Genomic DNA, 15,536 nt, shown 5'->3' on the forward strand with positions numbered 1-15,536 from the left:
TTTCATGATTCTCATTGCATAGTCGGGAGAATCACGGAAAAATGCGCACGAAATTCTTTTCTGGGACAGTAGAGTGATATGAAGGTACTGGTTACCGGTGCGACCAGCGGATTAGGCCGCAACGCAGTGGAATATCTGCGCAATAAGGGCATCAGCGTGAGAGCCACCGGGCGCAACGAAGCGATGGGTAAGCTTCTGAGCAAAATGGGGGCAGAATTCATCCCGGCCGATTTAACCGAGCTGGTCTCTTCGCAGGCTAAAGTGATGCTCGCCGGTATCGATACCCTGTGGCACTGCTCCAGCTTTACCTCGCCCTGGGGCACCCAGCAGGCTTTCGATCTCGCTAACGTCCGCGCCACCCGCCGTCTGGGCGAATGGTCTGTGGCATGGGGGGTGCGCAATTTCGTCCATATCTCTTCGCCATCGCTCTATTTCGATTATCACCACCATCGCGATATCCAGGAAGATTTCCGCCCGCACCGCTTCGCCAACGAGTTTGCCCGCAGCAAGGCGGCCAGCGAGGAGGTGATCAACCTGCTGGCGCAGGCCAACCCGCACACCCGTTTTACCATTCTGCGTCCGCAGAGCTTGTTCGGGCCGCACGATAAAGTCTTTATTCCCCGGCTGGCGCAAATGATGCAGCATTATGGCAGCGTCCTGTTGCCGCGGGGCGGCAGCGCGCTGGTCGACATGACCTATTATGAAAACGCCGTGCATGCGATGTGGCTGGCGAGCCAGTCGGCCTGCGATCATCTTCCTTCCGCCCGCGCGTGGAATATCAGCAACGGCGAACCGCGCACCTTGCGAAGCATCGTGCAGAAACTGATCGACGAGCTGGGCATCAAGTGCCGGATCCGCTCAGTTCCCTACCCGATGCTGGATATTATTGCCCGCAGCATGGAACGTTTTGGCGATAAAACAGCCAAAGAGCCCGCCTTTACCCACTACGGCGTTTCCAAACTTAACTTTGATTTTACGCTCGACATCACCCGCGCGCAGGATGAACTGGGCTATCAGCCGGTGGTGACGCTTGACGACGGCATTGTGCGTACCGCCGTCTGGCTACGCGACCACGGCAAACTTCACCGCTAACCCTGGCCATATTTTTCTAACAGCGCCTCGGCTATCGCTTCAGTTTGCGCATCCGCTACGCCATCCCAGCGCTGCGGACGGAAGTGCATCTGGAAGGCGATAATCACCCGCTTCTTCTGCGCGGGGGTCATCTCCGGCGTCACCTGATAGCCGTAGCGCGCCAGTAAATCCAGCACCACCTCTGGGTCAACGGGATCGCTGGCCGGCCGTCCGTTCAGATAAAAGGCCACTCGCTGCTCGTCAGGCCAGGCGCCAATCCCCTGCTGCGCCAGCTGTTGCCAGGGAAACAGCGGCCCCGGATCGTCTTTACGCTGCGGCGCGATATCGGCATGGGCCACCACGTTCTGCGGCGCGATGTGGTAGCGGGTGATAATATCGCGCGCCAGCGGGATCAGGGCCGCTATCTGTTCCGGATGGAAGGGGGTAAAGCTTTTGACGCCCGCCGTCTTCTGCCAGCCGCGGTTCTCCAGCTCAATGCCGATGGACGTATCATTGATACGCGTACTGCCGCGCCAGTAGCTCACCCCGGCGTGCCAGGCTAAATCCTCTTCCGGCACCAGCTGCCAGATCCGCGGTTTATGCTGATAACGCGGCGGCTGCTCGGGGATTAAATAGTGGGAGCTGACCTCTTTATCGGTCAACGTCGCCAGAGAAACATCAAAATTGTCTGCCGTATAGTGGATCACCAGCACTTTTATTCGCGGATAGGCCGCCTGCGCCGGATGGCGAGTGTCCAGCTGGTATCCATCGCGATCGATAATTCCCTTTTCCCCGGCACAGCCGGTTAACAGCAGCGCCAGCAGGGCGACCTGCGCAATCCGTTTCATCCCCTTTCCCTCGCCCGGCAGTGGAGCCGGGTTAATAAGACCATTGATTACGTCCTTTATTTTTAGCCTGGTACAACGCACTGTCCGCCCGGGCGATCAGCGTCTCCATCGGGACCGTGCCGTCGGAAGCCACCACGCCCATGCTGACGGTCACTACCGCCGCCACTGCAGAGGCTTCATGCGGCAAGGCCGCGTCGTGGATTTTCTGCTGAATGCGCTCGGCAATGACGGTGGCGTGCGCTAAGGAAACCCCCGGCAGCGACACGACAAACTCCTCGCCGCCGTAGCGGGCCACCAAATCGTCCTCAGCCCGCACCGCCATTTTAAGCACCTGCGCGACAGACGATAAGCAGTCATCGCCGGCCTGATGGCCGTAATGGTCGTTATAACGCTTAAAGTAATCGACATCGATCATGATCAGCGCTAACGGCGCTTTTTGCTCCCAGAGCTGCGCCAGAAAAGCATTCAGTGCCCGGCGATTGGCCGTTCCGGTTAAGGCATCCCGGTTAGCGATACTTTCCAGCCGCTGGATAAGCTGCATATTTTCCTGATGCGTATCCCAGGCTTCATCATACCAGCGCTGCAGAATACGCCGTCCATAAAGCAAAATCGCGGTGAAAATAGCCCATAAGGTCAAAAAACGAAATTCACCGTCATAGTGAATCTGCACCCCTGCCAGCAAGGCGGTCACCCACATTGGGAGCATAAAGGCGATAATGCCGGGCCAGTGGTGATAGAGCGCGGTGAGCCCGGTGGTCATTAAAATCACCAGCAGCGGCCAGGCGAAGGGCAAGGTCCAGAAAAAGATAAAACAGTAATTACTCAGGGACCAGCACAGGCTGAGCGCCAGCAGCAGCCCGGTGATGATATTCAGCGTATATCGCCCCTGCGCCAGCCGCGGCGTGACGGCAATAATCACTAAAATGGCCGAAATAATAATAACCGCGATCAGCGCCACTTCGATATAAGGAATAACCGCCCGGTGCGTCAGTAACTTCTTATCAAAATAGGTAAAGATAAAATTGCGGAAGAAAATCATTAACGCAAAAGCGATATTGACAAAGGCCAGCCAGGGCATACTCATGGACAGCGCATGGCGCTGAACATTATCTTTGGTGGCCCACAACGCGGCTCGCTGCTGCCGGGCCTGCTCTCGCTTATTTGTTAACATCTTATCTCCCTGGTGACCTGCATGACCATGGGTGCAGCCCCTGCTGTTCTATATGATAAACCATGTTACCGGGAATGTCTGTCAGCGTCCCGGCCCCTTCTCCTGCGTGCGCCTCAGCTAATTTTCAGCTAACCACAGTAAAAAAAGGTCTTGTGTCGCTTCAATGTTCATTCCGCAAAAAAAAGCAAGCATTATCAATGAGAACCTCGTCATCTTTTCTTTAAAAAAGCGTTAACTAATCGTCATAAAATTGCAGTATTTTGCTTGAAAAAAAAGCGGCGTTAGTACAATCTGAAATCGCTCATTGGTGAGTTAAAACAAGAGCATGATGATAGCAAAATAAACAATGGAGTCTAAAAATATGAAATATGCAGCTTTAGTGGCAGGTGCAGCATTGTTTTTAACGGCGAACGCCTTCTCCGCTGAGATTTTAACGAAAGAAGCCTTTAATAAGGTCCATACGCAATATACCAAAATCGGCACCATTTCCTCTACCGGCCAGACTGCGCCGAGCGATGCCCGTGAAGAGCTGATTAAAAAGGCCGATGAAAAAGGCGCGGACGTTATCGTGCTCTCTTCCGGTAATACCGATAAAAAACTGCACGTCTCCGCTAACATCTATAAGAAGAAGTAATTAATCTTATATCTCAAGAAACATTATCCTATTGTCCGGGTAATGTTTCTTGTTTGCCCAAAAAGTCTGTTTATTTTTAAACGGCGCCTGGTTTTTCCTGCCTGAATATCATTCGGTGATGCTCATTGTCGATTTCCTGCCATAAGGCCGTTGTCACATCAAGGTCTTAGCTCTTTGCGTCAAGTACAATCCGCACGCTATACGCTATGCTTTAACGGAAACTGAAAACGTAGTTCGCTTATAAGGAAATCATCATGCGCTACAAACTTCTTGCTGTACTTCTCCCTTGCGCGCTGGCGCTCAGCGCCTGTACGACCGTCACCCCGGCCTATAAAGATAATGGTACCCGCAGCGGCCCCTGTGTCGAAGGCGGCCCTGACGACGTAGCGCAAAAATTCTATGACACTCAGATCCAGAACCGCACTCAGGATCCGGCGGCGCTGCGCCCCTATCTGAGCGACGGACTGGCGCAGTTACTCAATGACGCCCGCCAGGATCCGGCCAACAGCAAACTGCTGCAGGCTAACCCGTTCTCCAGCAGCAGCACCCCAGCAGACAGCGCCGTGGTCGCCAGCGCCTCCACCATCCCGAACCGTGATGCGCGCAATATTCCGCTGCGCGTCGAACTGAAACAGGGCACCCAGAGCTGGAAAGATGAAGTGCTGATGATCCAGGAAGGCCAGTGCTGGGCTGTCGATGACGTCCGCTATCTCGGCAACAACAGCCATGCGCCAGCCGGGACGCTGCGACAGAGTCTGGAGAAACGCTGATTCCGGAGTTGAAGCCACCCCGCTGAAACGATAACCCCGGTAAAATGTCGGTATTCGCCCCAGGAATGCCGACATTTGCGCCCCCCTCACCCACCAGGCCATATTTTGTGCTAACTTTAAAGCTAAACGTGGTTTAGATTTAACTTTTAACGCATAAATATTGCATAACTATTCTGCCAAAGGTAGTATTTGCGGCCTCAATAGCTATTCGTATCAGACTGCCCAGATGAGTATTAAACTAAACGGCATTAATTGCTTCTACGGCGCACACCAGGCGCTGTTCGACATCACGCTGGATTGCCCGCAGGGGGAAACGCTGGTGCTGCTCGGCCCCAGCGGTGCCGGGAAGAGCTCGCTGCTGCGCGTACTCAACCTGCTGGAGATGCCGCGGTCCGGTTCGTTATCCATCGCCGGCAACCAATTCGACTTCACCAAAGCGCCGTCCGATAAAGCGATTCGCGAGCTGCGTCAGAACGTCGGCATGGTCTTCCAGCAATACAACCTGTGGCCGCACCTGACGGTACAGCAGAACCTGATCGAAGCCCCCTGCCGCGTACTGGGGTTAAGCAAGGATCAGGCGCTGTCTCGCGCAGAGAAACTGCTGGAGCGTCTGCGTCTGAAGCCTTACAGCGATCGCTACCCGCTGCATTTATCCGGCGGCCAGCAGCAGCGTGTGGCTATCGCCCGCGCGCTAATGATGGAGCCCCAGGTCCTGCTGTTCGATGAGCCTACCGCGGCGCTTGACCCGGAAATCACGGCTCAGATCGTCAGCATCATTCGCGAGCTGGCTGAAACCGGCATCACCCAGGTTATCGTCACCCACGAAGTTGAAGTGGCGCGCAAGACGGCCAGCCGGGTGGTGTATATGGAAAATGGCCATATCGTCGAGCAAGGGGATGCCTCCTGCTTCACGCATCCGCAAACTGACGCGTTTAAAAACTATCTTTCACATTGATGTTCTTCGGGGAAATGACGATGAAAAAAGTACTGATAGCCGCCCTGCTCGCAGGCATGAGCCTCTCCGCTTCCGCCGCGCAGACCATTCGTTTCGCCACCGAGGCCTCCTACCCTCCGTTTGAGCTGGTGGACGCCAACAACCAGATCGTCGGTTTCGATGTCGATCTGGCGAACGCGCTGTGTAAAGAGATCGATGCCACTTGTACCTTTACCAACCAGGCCTTTGACAGCCTGATCCCGGGACTGAAATTCCGCCGTTTCGACGCGGTCATGGCCGGGATGGACATCACGCCGGAGCGTGAAAAGCAGGTGCTGTTCTCTACCCCGTATTATGACAACTCGGCGCTGTTCGTCGGTCAGCAGGGTAAGTTCACCAGCATTGACCAGCTGAAGGGCAAAAAAGTGGGCGTGCAGAATGGTACCACCCACCAGAAATTCATCACCGATAAACATCCGGAAATTACTACCGTTCCTTACGACAGCTACCAGAATGCGAAGCTCGATCTGCAGAACGGTCGTATTGACGCGGTCTTTGGCGATACCGCCGTGGTCACCGAATGGCTGAAGAGCAATCCGAAGCTGGCGGCCGTGGGCGACAAAGTGACCGACAAAGCCTATTTCGGCACCGGGCTGGGCATTGCCGTGCGTCAGGGCAACACCGATCTGCAGCAGAAATTTAACGCTGCGCTGGAAAAAGTGAAGAAAGACGGCACTTACCAGACCATCTATAACAAATGGTTCCAGAAGTAAGACTGAATGAACGAAATTTTTCCATTAGCAAGCGCCGCCGGGATGACCGTCGGCCTTGCCGTTTGCGCGCTCGTCATCGGCCTGGTCCTGGCGATGCTCTTTGCGGTACTGGAGTCAGTGAAATGGCGCCCGGTAGCCTGGCTTGCAACCGGCATTGTGACCATCCTGCGCGGACTACCGGAAATTCTGGTGGTGCTGTTTATCTATTTCGGCTCTTCCCAGCTGCTGCTGACGCTCTCTGACGGTTTCACCATCCCGCTCGGGTTCACGCAGATCCCGGTGCAGATGCAGATTGAGAACTTTGACGTCAGTCCGTTCCTCTGCGGGGCGATCGCCCTGTCGCTGCTGTATGCCGCCTACGCCTCGCAAACGCTGCGCGGCGCGCTGAAAGCCGTTCCGCAGGGCCAGTGGGAGTCCGGCCAGGCGCTGGGGCTGTCGAAAGCGGCCATATTCTTCCGTCTGGTGATGCCGCAGATGTGGCGCCATGCTCTGCCTGGCCTCGGTAACCAGTGGCTGGTGCTGCTGAAGGACACCGCGCTGGTGAGCCTGATCAGCGTCAACGATCTGATGTTGCAGACCAAAAGCATCGCCACCCGCACTCAGGAACCCTTTAACTGGTATATCATTGCGGCGGCAATCTATCTCGTCATCACCCTGTTGAGTCAATACATCCTTAAGCGGATTGACCAGCGTGCGACGCGCTTCGAACGGAGACCAGGCTGATGCTCGACTACTTACCCGAACTGCTGAAAGGGCTTCATACCAGCCTGACGCTGACCGTGGCGTCGATTATCGTGGCGCTGATCCTGTCGCTGATTTTTACCATTATCCTGACGCTGAAGACGCCGGGGCTGGTGTGGATAGTCCGCGGCTATATCACCCTGTTTACCGGTACGCCGCTGCTGGTGCAGATCTTCCTGATTTACTACGGCCCCGGACAGTTTCCTTCGCTGCAGGATTATCCGTGGCTGTGGCATCTTATCTCTGAACCGTGGCTGTGCGCTCTGATCGCCCTGTCGCTCAACAGCGCCGCCTACACCACTCAGTTGTTTTATGGCGCCATCCGGGCGATCCCCGACGGGCAATGGCAGTCGTGCAGCGCGCTGGGGATGAGTAAAAAGGATACCCTGGCGATCCTGCTGCCGTATGCCTTTAAGCGTGCGCTGTCGTCCTATTCCAACGAAGTGGTGCTGGTTTTCAAGAGTACCTCTCTGGCCTACACCATCACCCTGATGGAAGTAATGGGCCACGGCCAGCTGCTGTACGGACGCACCTACGACGTGATGGTGTTCGGCGCCGCCGGGATTATCTATCTCATCGTCAACGGACTGCTGACGCTGCTGATGCGCCTGGTGGAACGTAAAGCGCTGGCCTTCGAGCGACGTAACTAGCGCCTGAGCCTTATTGCATAAAAAGCAGACAACAAGACGGACAAGTCTAACACCTGTCCGTCTTTTTTTATGCCATTAAAAATATTTAATCATATTTATTGCATATAAATTCATTTAATGGCATTGTCACTCTATGCCGCAGACACGGCGAATAATCATAAGATTGACAGACGGGAGTTCCACGATGAAAAAGTTAGTTCTGGCTGCACTGCTCACCACGTTCACCTTCGGCGCTGCCGCCGCAGAGAAAATCAGCTTCGGCGTGTCCGCAACCTATCCGCCGTTTGAATCGATGGATGCCAATAATCAGATTGTTGGTTTCGATCTCGACCTGGCCAAAGCGCTGTGCAAACAAATGCAGGCAGAATGTACCTTTACCAACCACGCTTTTGACAGCCTGATCCCGGCACTGAAGTTCAAGAAATATGATGCGGTGATTTCCGGAATGGATATTACGCCGGAACGCAGCAAGCAGGTGGCCTTCACCGACCCGTACTACGCCAACTCGGCGCTGGTGATCGCCAAAAAAGACGCGTTCCATTCCTTCGATGACCTGAAAGGCAAACGGATCGGCATGGAAAACGGCACCACCCATCAGAAATATCTGCAGGATAAACATCCTGAGGTGAAGACCGTCGCCTATGACAGCTACCAGAATGCGATTATCGATCTGAAAAATGGCCGTATCGACGGCGTGTTCGGCGATACCGCAGTGGTCAACGAGTGGCTGAAAACCAACCCGCAGTTGGGCGCAGCCACGCCGAAAGTGACGGATCCGCAATACTTCGGCACCGGACTCGGCATTGCCGTGCGCCCGGATAACAAGGCGCTGCTGGAGAAACTGAACGCCGCGCTGAAAGCGATTAAGGCCGACGGTACCTACCAGAAAATCAGCAACCAATGGTTCCCGGAGTAAATTTTTTGCCGGGTGGCACTGCGCTTACCCGGCCTACTCTTCCCCCGTAGCCGGGTAAGGCGTATCCGCCATCCGGCAATGTCTTAAAGTGGCACGAAGAACCTGAACCGCGCCCCGCTTACCGACTCCACCAGTCTGATACCGCCCCCGTGCAACTCCAGCATTCGTTTCACAATCAGTAGCCCTAACCCGCCGCGATCCTCCCGCGATGCCTGGGTAGACAACGCCGACGGCCGCTGGAACAGATCGTCGCGCAGCGCGGCATCGACGCCCGTTCCGTTGTCGGCCACTTCCACCTGGAGCTGTTGATCCTCCTGCCAGACCGCCAGACGGATCTCCCCGCCGACGGGCGTATGCCGCATCGCGTTATCGAGCAGGTTGGTCACCACCCTCTCAATCATCGACACATCGGCGTTAATCAGCGGCAGCGGTCCCGGCACATCAATACGCAGGTTCACCTCGCGCGTGCGGGCAGTTAATTCAAACTTCTGCGCGACATCGGAGATCAGCTCCCCCATCGCAAAACGCTCGCGCTGCGGCTTAATGCTCCCGTGCTCCAGTCGCGCCAGCTCAAACAGCTGCTGCGAGAGATGGCGCACTTTGTTGCCCTGACGCAGGGCGATGGTGAGATATTGCCTGCGCTCCTCGGCGGTCAGCCGTTCATCCTTCAGCGTCAGCGTTTCCAGATACCCCAGCAGCGAGGTGAGCGGCGTACGCAAATCATGGGAGATATTGGCCACAAATTCGCGGCGCTGGCGGTCGCTGTCGGCCAGCCGATCCCACTGGCCGGCTATCTGCTGCGCAAGGTCAATAAAGCGATTCTCGAGCACCGCCACCTCGTTACCAGGCAGGGGCTCCGGCGTGCGGGCCGCCAGAGTTTTGATGGCGCTGATGCTGTCCTGGCCGCTCGCCGCGACCTGGGCGGTGAGCTGGCGGACCGGCCGGGTGACCCAGAACCATGCCAGCCCCCCTGTCAGAAGGCCAAACAGGGCCACCAGCAGCAGCGTCCACAGAACAATGCTCCACAGCGTTTTTTGCCAGGCGTCGGCCGCCAGCTGATTAAAGGTCTCTCCCTGCAAAATGATATACAGGTAGCCGCGCAGCTGCCCGTCGACGCGCAGCGGAGCGGTGCTGAAGACTTTTCGTCCGTCGAGACTACGTGGATCGTCGCCATACACCGGCGACGCACTGCCGGTGAGAAAAGCCTGCACTGGCGCCATATCGATACGCTGGCGCTGGATATGTCCCGGCGGCGCCGCATCGGCCAGCAGGTCGCCATCCGGCGACAGCAGATAGAGCTCCACGCTGGGGTTAAAGGTCATCAGGCGGTCGAACAACGACTTCAGGGTTTGCCGGTTGACCCCGCCGTGGGCGTCCAGCAGCGGCTCGCGGGCGACAATCTGCTGAGCCAGCCCGGCGGAGAGGCGCTGCACCATGGCGTTGCCATACTGCGCGCTGCTGTGTAACTGAACGGCGCATACCGCCGCCGCGCACAGCATCAGCAGGGAGACCACCACCAGCGCCAACCGCTGGCTGAGGCTCAGGCGGCGGATCACGGGGCGACCTCTTGCGACATCGGGGCGAATTTATAGCCTTTACCCCAGACGGTAAGAATAATGTCCGGCTCCGCCGGGTCACGTTCGATTTTGCTGCGCAGGCGGTTGATATGGGTATTAACCGTGTGCTCATAGCCCTCGTGCTGATATCCCCAGACCTGCTCCAGCAGCGCCAGCCGCGAAAACACCTCACCGGGATGGCGGGCGAAGTAATAGAGCAGATCGAATTCGCGCGGCGTCAGGTCCACCACCTCGCCGCGCAGCTTCACTTCGCGCGACAGCGGATCGATGCTCAGGCCATGGCAGGACAGGCGCCCGGCGTCCATCAGCAGGTTCTGCCCCATCGCCTCCTGGCGACGAAACAGCGCTTTGACGCGGGCGATAAGCTCCAGCAGTGAAAAGGGCTTCGCCAGATAATCATCGGCGCCCATCTCCAGGCCCAGCACGCGGTGCATTTCGCTGGTGCGAGCGCTGATGATAATTACTGGCAGGTAGCGGGTCATCTGACGGATACGCCGGCAGATCTCCAGGCCATCGACGCCAGGCAGCATCAAATCAAGGATCACCGCATCCCAGACCTGCTTTTCCAGCTGGACAAGGGCCTGGTCGCCGTCGGCTTCATGCACAATCTGATAGCCCTCATCCTGAAGATTGAGCCGCAGCAGCGTGGCAATATCCTCGTCATCTTCCACCAGCAGAATGGTTTTGGCCATTAGATTCCCCCCACCAATAACAAAACATGCAGCGCCAAGCTTACCTGATTTCAGCGACGCAAAGCCTTCACATTTTGTTTAAACTTCGCGGACCAGCAGGGTCAGCACTTCGTAGTGCGCGGTGTGAGGGAACATATCAAACAGCTGGACCCGCTCGACACGATAGCCGCGAAGACGGGCAATATCGGTCGCCATGGTGCGAGCGTTACAGCTGGAATAGATGATATAGGGCGGCGCCATGCGGCTTAAATAGTCGCACAGTTCGGCGCCAATGCCGCGACGCGGCGGGTTGACCAACACCAGCTGCGGGATATCGTCTTCATGAGTGGCGAACTGCGTCGAGTCCAGCGCCTGAAAATGCAGATTGCTGAGCCCCAGCTGCGCGGCTGACTGTCTGGCGCAGGCGATCGCTTCCGGGGCAATCTCGATACCGGTCAGGCGCATCGCCGGCGTCGCGCAGTGCAGGCCAAATCCCCCGACGCCGCAAAACAGATCCCACATATGCTGGACCGGCAGCGCGCGCACCCAGTCGCGGGCGGTGGCATACAGCCAACTGGCTACCGCCGGGTTGGTCTGAAAGAAACTTTGCGGGCGGATCCACAGCGGCACCTCATTAAAGACCTCCCCCAGCGCCTGCTGTTCGGTGAAGAAGATCTCCTGCTCGCCTTCCATGATTGCCATATGCACCGGCTGGATATTCGCCGTGATCACCTTGAGCTGCGGGAGCTGCGCCTGCAGCCACGGCAGCGCGGCGCGCAGCTGAGCCAGCTTGGCCTCTGAGCGCAGTACGAAGCGCAGCATCATCTCCCCCTGCTGGCTGGCGGTTAGCAGCAGATATTTCAGCTCCCCGCGCTTGCGCGCGACGTTATAGGGGGTTAACCCGGCGCGGGCGATAAAGGGCTTCAGGGCGGCAAACACCGGCGCAAACGATGAAGGATAGAGCGGGCAGTCGGTGAGATCCACCGGGGTGCCATCGCGATGCAGCATCCCCAGCAGCGGACGCTCAACGCTGCCGCTGACCACCATCTTGGCCTTGTTACGAAAGGCCGTCTCTGGCCCGCTGACCGGCTCGCCCCAGGCAGCGACCGGGATCGCCGCCAGCAGCGTGCGCAGATCGGCCATTTTATCGGCGAGCTGTTGCGGGACCGGCCGCTCCAGCCATTGACAGGAGCGGCAGCGGCCGGCGTCGTAGAGTGCGCAATGCATAATTGACCTTCAAAAATCCAGGGGCGGGGATTGTATCACCGTTATTGCAGGCGGAAAAACCGACGGCAGTTCGCCGGCACAAACAGCAGCGTCAGAACCAGCAGATCCGGCAGTTTTTGCATCACCAGCGAGTGGAAGATCTCCCGTTTGGATTCGCCGGGAATGCTGAACAGTTCCGGATACCCGTAGCCCAGCGACGCCGCCCACAGGTAGCCGGCGGCGATAATCTGCGTCAGCAGATAGACCCAGCGCGCCCAGTTGCGCCCTTTCACCAGCGAGAAGGCACACCAGATTTCGACAAATACCAGCGCCAGGCTGCCGAGGAAGACCAGCGTCAGGTTCCAGGTCTGGACGCTGCGGTGTATGAATTCGTTCAGCCCCTGCAGACCCAACAGATTTAGGATCATCAGCAGGTCCAGAGCGCGGATCAAAATAATAGCAAAGGCCGCCACCTGCACCAGCGCAGGGACGTTAAGGCGGGCATGCGATGAGCAAGTTTTCGTAAACAATCCCAACGTAATGTCTTCCATGAAAACGGCGCCACAGGGTGGCGCCGACCGGAGGCTGCTGTACCGATTTTAGGTGGTTCAGCCTTGTCTTGCACGCTGGATATCGCGCACTCGCTGCTTTTCTGCGCGGGCCATCAAATACCAGGCGATAAAACCAACAATACCGACCACGCCAAGGATGAGCGTCGCCAGGGCGTTAATCTCCGGGTTGACCCCCATGCGCACGCTGGAGAAGACCAGCATCGGTAACGTCGTGGCCCCGGGACCGGAGACAAAGCTGGCGATCACCAGGTCATCCAGCGACAGCGTGAACGCCAGCAGCCAGCCGGAGATCACCGCTGGCATAATCATCGGCAGCGTGATGACGAAAAAGACCTTCAGCGGCGCGGCGCCCAGATCCATCGCCGCCTCTTCAATCGAGTGGTCCAGCTCACGCAGCCGCGAGGAGATCACCACCGCCACATAGGCGGTACAGAAGGTGACGTGCGCCAGCCAGATGGTCAACATCCCGCGATCCGACGGCCAGCCAATGGCATGTCCCAGCGCCACGAACAGCAGCAGCAGCGAGAGACCGGTGATCACGTCCGGCATAACCAGCGGCGCGGTGATCATAAATGCGAAGCCATTAGACCCGCGAAAGCGTCCAAAACGCACCATCACCACCGCGGCGATGGTACCGAGGATCGCCGCCGCCGTCGCCGCGCAGGCGGCGATGGTCAGGCTCAACCCTACCGCGCTCATCATCGCATCATCGTGGAACAGTTCGCTATACCAGCGCGTCGACCACCCGGCCCAGACCGTTACCAGCTTCGAGCTGTTGAACGAGTAGATCACCAGCATCAGCATCGGGGCATAGAGGAAGGTGAACCCAAGCACGAGGATCAGAATGCGCCACGGCGAGCGTACTACCGGCAAGTCGTTCATCCCTGCTCTCCCATCTGTTTTTGCTGGTGCTTGTGGAACCACATGATCGGCACGATCAGCAGCAGCAGCATGACAATCGCCACCGCCGAGGCGACCGGCCAGTCGCGGTTGTTAAAGAACTCCTGCCACAGCACGCGGCCAATCATGATGCTGTCCGGCCCGCCCAGCAGTTCCGGGATCACGAACTCCCCCACCGCCGGGATAAACACCAGCATCGAACCGGCGATAATGCCGCCTTTGGTGAGCGGGACGATCACCTGGAAGAAGGTCTTCAGCGGCCGGGCGCCGAGATCCAGCGAGGCCTCCACCAGCGAATAGTCGATGCGGGTCAGCGCGGTGTAGATCGGCAGCACCATAAACGGCAGATAGGCATACACAATACCGATATACACCGCCAGGTTGGTGTGCAGGATCTCCAGCGGCTGATCGATAACCCCTAACCACAGCAGGAAGTTATTCAACACGCCGTTGCTTTTCAGCAGCCCCATCCAGGCATAAACGCGGATTAAGAATGACGTCCACGACGGCAGGATCACCAGCAGCAGAAGAATATTGCGCGTCGACGGCTTGCTGTGCGCCACCGCCCAGGCCAGCGGATAGCCCAGCAGCAGGCAGCAGATCGTCGATATGCCCGCCACCTGCAGCGACTGGAGATAAGCTTCGAAATAGAGCGGATCGTCAGTCAACTGCAGGAAGTTGGCAAAGTTGAGGGTCAGCGTCAGCTGGCCATCCGCCCACTCCATCAGCTCGGTGTAGGGAGGGATCGCCCGCGCCATCTCGGCAAGACTTATCTTGAACACGATCAGGAACGGCAGCATGAACAACAGGATCAGCCACAGATAGGGCAGCGCAATCACCAGCTTGCGGCCATGCGCCATCTGCAGGCGCGCCGCCCACAGCCCGAAGCCGCCCGGTTTTTTCGCCCCTGACGGGGATTCAACGGTACTCATCGCCCTCTCCTTACACCGTCAGCACTACGCAGCTATCCGCATCCCAGCATAAACGCACCTCGTCACCCCAGGTGGGCGTTCCTTTCCGATGGCGGTGTTCATTCTGCAACTGGGCGCTGATCATCTGCCCGCTTTGCAGGCGCACATGATAGATAGAGAGATCCCCGAGATAGGCGATATGAATCACCTCGCCGACGGCAAAATTGTAGCCGTCCGCCGGTGGTTCATCGCACAGCATGATCTTCTCCGGGCGCAGCGCCACCCAGACCGGCACGTTGTCCACCACCGACGCGTCGGGGTCGACCTTCAGCGGGTGCACCAGTCCTGGCGAACTCAACACCAGGCCATCCTCCAGACGCTCCTTCACCAGCCCTTCAAAGACGTTCACCGAGCCGATGAACTCGGCGCTATAGCGGGTGGTCGGGTGCTCGTAAATCTCTTCCGGTTCGCCAATCTGCACAAACTTGCCGCGGTTCATGATGGCGATACGGCCCGCCATGGTCATCGCCTCTTCCTGGTCGTGGGTCACCATTACGCAGGTCACGCCAACGCGTTCAAGGATATCCACTACCTCCAGCTGCATGCGATCGCGCAGCTTTTTGTCCAGCGCGCCCATCGGCTCATCGAGTAGCAGCAGCTTCGGCCGTTTCGCCAGGCTACGCGCCAGCGCGACGCGCTGGCGCTGGCCGCCAGAGAGCTGGTGCGGCTTGCGTTTGGCATATTCCTGCATATGCACCAGAGCCAGCATCTCCTGCACCCGGGCGGTGATTTCCGCCTTAGGCAGACGATCCTGCTTCAGACCGAAGGCGATATTCTGCTCAACGGTCATATGGGGAAACAGGGCGTAGGACTGGAACATCATATTGATAGGCCGCTGATAGGGCGGCACGCGCGCCAGATCCACGCCGTCGAGCATAATCTGCCCGGCGGTCGGTTGTTCAAAGCCCGCCAGCATGCGCAGCAGGGTCGATTTCCCGCAGCCTGATGCGCCCAGCAGAGCAAAAATTTCGCCTTTATAGATAGTGAGACTGACGTCGTCGACCGCGTGCTGGCCATCGAACGACTTGGTTAAGTTACGGATTTCCAGTAGCGGGGTCAGCGCTTTGGGGGCTTTCGCCTGTGGGCGGGGCATTACATCGTTCAATCGGGTGCTCTCCGGCAAAAAAACGA

At 57.6% G+C, this 15,536-nt stretch carries 17 protein-coding genes; 8 read left to right on the forward strand and 9 right to left on the reverse strand.

The annotated features are described in order from the left end of the window. Nucleotides 1–78: 78 nt before the first annotated feature. Nucleotides 79–1,092, forward strand: a complete 1,014-nt coding sequence (locus tag CW267_RS03595; protein WP_100781281.1) for an NAD-dependent epimerase/dehydratase family protein — start codon at nt 79–81, stop codon at nt 1,090–1,092. Here CW267_RS03595 and CW267_RS03600 read toward each other — a convergent pair. Together CW267_RS03600 and CW267_RS03605 are read right to left on the reverse strand one after the other, a co-directional pair. Then, complete coding sequence (locus CW267_RS03600) at nt 1,089–1,919, reverse strand: N-acetylmuramoyl-L-alanine amidase (protein WP_008805827.1); 831 nt, start codon at nt 1,917–1,919, stop codon at nt 1,089–1,091. The two genes, CW267_RS03595 and CW267_RS03600, sit on opposite strands and share 4 nt — an antisense overlap. A gap of 31 nt (nt 1,920–1,950) precedes the next feature. Beyond that, the gene (locus CW267_RS03605; RefSeq protein WP_016160551.1) at nt 1,951–3,090 is read right to left on the reverse strand and encodes a GGDEF domain-containing protein; all 1,140 of its coding nucleotides are present in this window, start codon (nt 3,088–3,090) and stop codon (nt 1,951–1,953) included. Between the two features lie 361 nt (nt 3,091–3,451). On the opposite strand from CW267_RS03605, the gene yahO reads away from it, so the two are divergent. From yahO to artJ, 7 genes are all read left to right on the forward strand, one after another. Continuing rightward, a complete protein-coding gene (gene yahO / locus CW267_RS03610) occupies nt 3,452–3,724 on the forward strand; it encodes a DUF1471 family periplasmic protein YahO (RefSeq protein WP_008805825.1) in 273 nt (90 codons plus the stop codon). A 254-nt stretch (nt 3,725–3,978) separates the two neighbouring features. After that, a complete protein-coding gene (locus tag CW267_RS03615; RefSeq protein ID WP_012968629.1) occupies nt 3,979–4,494 on the forward strand; it encodes a lipoprotein in 516 nt (171 codons plus the stop codon). A gap of 226 nt (nt 4,495–4,720) precedes the next feature. After that, nucleotides 4,721–5,449 carry an arginine ABC transporter ATP-binding protein ArtP gene (gene artP / locus CW267_RS03620; RefSeq protein ID WP_012542343.1) on the forward strand — a complete coding sequence of 243 codons (729 nt, stop codon included), beginning with the start codon at nt 4,721–4,723 and terminating at the stop codon, nt 5,447–5,449. Between the two features lie 20 nt (nt 5,450–5,469). Further along, entirely contained in the window at nt 5,470–6,201 is a 732-nt protein-coding gene (gene artI / locus CW267_RS03625) for an arginine ABC transporter substrate-binding protein ArtI (RefSeq protein ID WP_002896390.1), read from the forward strand. Between the two features lie 6 nt (nt 6,202–6,207). Continuing rightward, complete coding sequence (artQ, locus tag CW267_RS03630) at nt 6,208–6,924, forward strand: arginine ABC transporter permease ArtQ (protein WP_002896386.1); 717 nt, start codon at nt 6,208–6,210, stop codon at nt 6,922–6,924. Next, nucleotides 6,924–7,592 (forward strand): arginine ABC transporter permease ArtM, encoded by a 669-nt coding sequence (gene artM, locus CW267_RS03635; protein ID WP_008805822.1) that lies wholly within the window; start codon nt 6,924–6,926, stop codon nt 7,590–7,592. The genes artQ and artM overlap by 1 nt, the downstream gene beginning before the upstream one ends. Before the next feature lie 184 nt (nt 7,593–7,776). Further along, nucleotides 7,777–8,508, forward strand: coding sequence for an arginine ABC transporter substrate-binding protein ArtJ (artJ, locus tag CW267_RS03640; RefSeq protein WP_008805821.1), 732 nt, complete (start codon nt 7,777–7,779; stop codon nt 8,506–8,508). An 83-nt stretch (nt 8,509–8,591) separates the two neighbouring features. Here the strand turns inward: artJ and CW267_RS03645 are convergent, their stop codons facing one another. The 7 genes from CW267_RS03645 to potG all read right to left on the reverse strand — a co-directional run bounded on the left by CW267_RS03645 (nt 8,592) and on the right by potG (nt 15,510). Further along, nucleotides 8,592–10,064, reverse strand: a complete 1,473-nt coding sequence (locus tag CW267_RS03645) for an ATP-binding protein (RefSeq protein ID WP_100781280.1) — start codon at nt 10,062–10,064, stop codon at nt 8,592–8,594. Further along, nucleotides 10,061–10,777, reverse strand: coding sequence for a response regulator transcription factor (locus CW267_RS03650; RefSeq protein ID WP_012542345.1), 717 nt, complete (start codon nt 10,775–10,777; stop codon nt 10,061–10,063). Before CW267_RS03650 ends, CW267_RS03645 begins: the two co-directional genes overlap by 4 nt. Nucleotides 10,778–10,855: 78 nt before the next feature. Then, entirely contained in the window at nt 10,856–11,983 is a 1,128-nt protein-coding gene (gene rlmC, locus CW267_RS03655) for a 23S rRNA (uracil(747)-C(5))-methyltransferase RlmC (RefSeq protein WP_100781279.1), read from the reverse strand. Between the two features lie 41 nt (nt 11,984–12,024). Beyond that, nucleotides 12,025–12,513 carry a YbjO family protein gene (locus CW267_RS03660; protein WP_100781278.1) on the reverse strand — a complete coding sequence of 163 codons (489 nt, stop codon included), beginning with the start codon at nt 12,511–12,513 and terminating at the stop codon, nt 12,025–12,027. Nucleotides 12,514–12,570: 57 nt separating this feature from the next. Next, nucleotides 12,571–13,416, reverse strand: a complete 846-nt coding sequence (potI, locus tag CW267_RS03665) for a putrescine ABC transporter permease PotI (protein ID WP_002896372.1) — start codon at nt 13,414–13,416, stop codon at nt 12,571–12,573. Beyond that, the gene (potH, locus tag CW267_RS03670; RefSeq protein ID WP_008805816.1) at nt 13,413–14,366 is read right to left on the reverse strand and encodes a putrescine ABC transporter permease PotH; all 954 of its coding nucleotides are present in this window, start codon (nt 14,364–14,366) and stop codon (nt 13,413–13,415) included. The genes potI and potH overlap by 4 nt, the downstream gene beginning before the upstream one ends. A 10-nt stretch (nt 14,367–14,376) precedes the next feature. After that, entirely contained in the window at nt 14,377–15,510 is a 1,134-nt protein-coding gene (gene potG, locus CW267_RS03675; RefSeq protein ID WP_012542348.1) for a putrescine ABC transporter ATP-binding subunit PotG, read from the reverse strand. Nucleotides 15,511–15,536: the final 26 nt, after the last annotated feature.

The organism is Klebsiella sp. X1-16S-Nf21 (genome assembly GCF_002837615.1).
Lineage (GTDB): Bacteria > Pseudomonadota > Gammaproteobacteria > Enterobacterales > Enterobacteriaceae > Klebsiella > Klebsiella variicola.

What these genes read in the sequence shown, in the direction of transcription:
- CW267_RS03595 (WP_100781281.1), top strand. Translation starts at nt 79, where the DNA reads ATGAAGGTACTGGTTACCGGTGCGACCAGCGGATTAGGCCGCAACGCA.
- CW267_RS03600 (WP_008805827.1), bottom strand. Translation starts at nt 1,919, where the DNA reads ATGAAACGGATTGCGCAGGTCGCCCTGCTGGCGCTGCTGTTAACCGGC.
- CW267_RS03605 (WP_016160551.1), bottom strand. Translation starts at nt 3,090, where the DNA reads ATGTTAACAAATAAGCGAGAGCAGGCCCGGCAGCAGCGAGCCGCGTTG.
- yahO (WP_008805825.1), top strand. Translation starts at nt 3,452, where the DNA reads ATGAAATATGCAGCTTTAGTGGCAGGTGCAGCATTGTTTTTAACGGCG.
- CW267_RS03615 (WP_012968629.1), top strand. Translation starts at nt 3,979, where the DNA reads ATGCGCTACAAACTTCTTGCTGTACTTCTCCCTTGCGCGCTGGCGCTC.
- artP (WP_012542343.1), top strand. Translation starts at nt 4,721, where the DNA reads ATGAGTATTAAACTAAACGGCATTAATTGCTTCTACGGCGCACACCAG.
- artI (WP_002896390.1), top strand. Translation starts at nt 5,470, where the DNA reads ATGAAAAAAGTACTGATAGCCGCCCTGCTCGCAGGCATGAGCCTCTCC.
- artQ (WP_002896386.1), top strand. Translation starts at nt 6,208, where the DNA reads ATGAACGAAATTTTTCCATTAGCAAGCGCCGCCGGGATGACCGTCGGC.
- artM (WP_008805822.1), top strand. Translation starts at nt 6,924, where the DNA reads ATGCTCGACTACTTACCCGAACTGCTGAAAGGGCTTCATACCAGCCTG.
- artJ (WP_008805821.1), top strand. Translation starts at nt 7,777, where the DNA reads ATGAAAAAGTTAGTTCTGGCTGCACTGCTCACCACGTTCACCTTCGGC.
- CW267_RS03650 (WP_012542345.1), bottom strand. Translation starts at nt 10,777, where the DNA reads ATGGCCAAAACCATTCTGCTGGTGGAAGATGACGAGGATATTGCCACG.
- rlmC (WP_100781279.1), bottom strand. Translation starts at nt 11,983, where the DNA reads ATGCATTGCGCACTCTACGACGCCGGCCGCTGCCGCTCCTGTCAATGG.
- CW267_RS03660 (WP_100781278.1), bottom strand. Translation starts at nt 12,513, where the DNA reads ATGGAAGACATTACGTTGGGATTGTTTACGAAAACTTGCTCATCGCAT.
- potI (WP_002896372.1), bottom strand. Translation starts at nt 13,416, where the DNA reads ATGAACGACTTGCCGGTAGTACGCTCGCCGTGGCGCATTCTGATCCTC.
- potH (WP_008805816.1), bottom strand. Translation starts at nt 14,366, where the DNA reads ATGAGTACCGTTGAATCCCCGTCAGGGGCGAAAAAACCGGGCGGCTTC.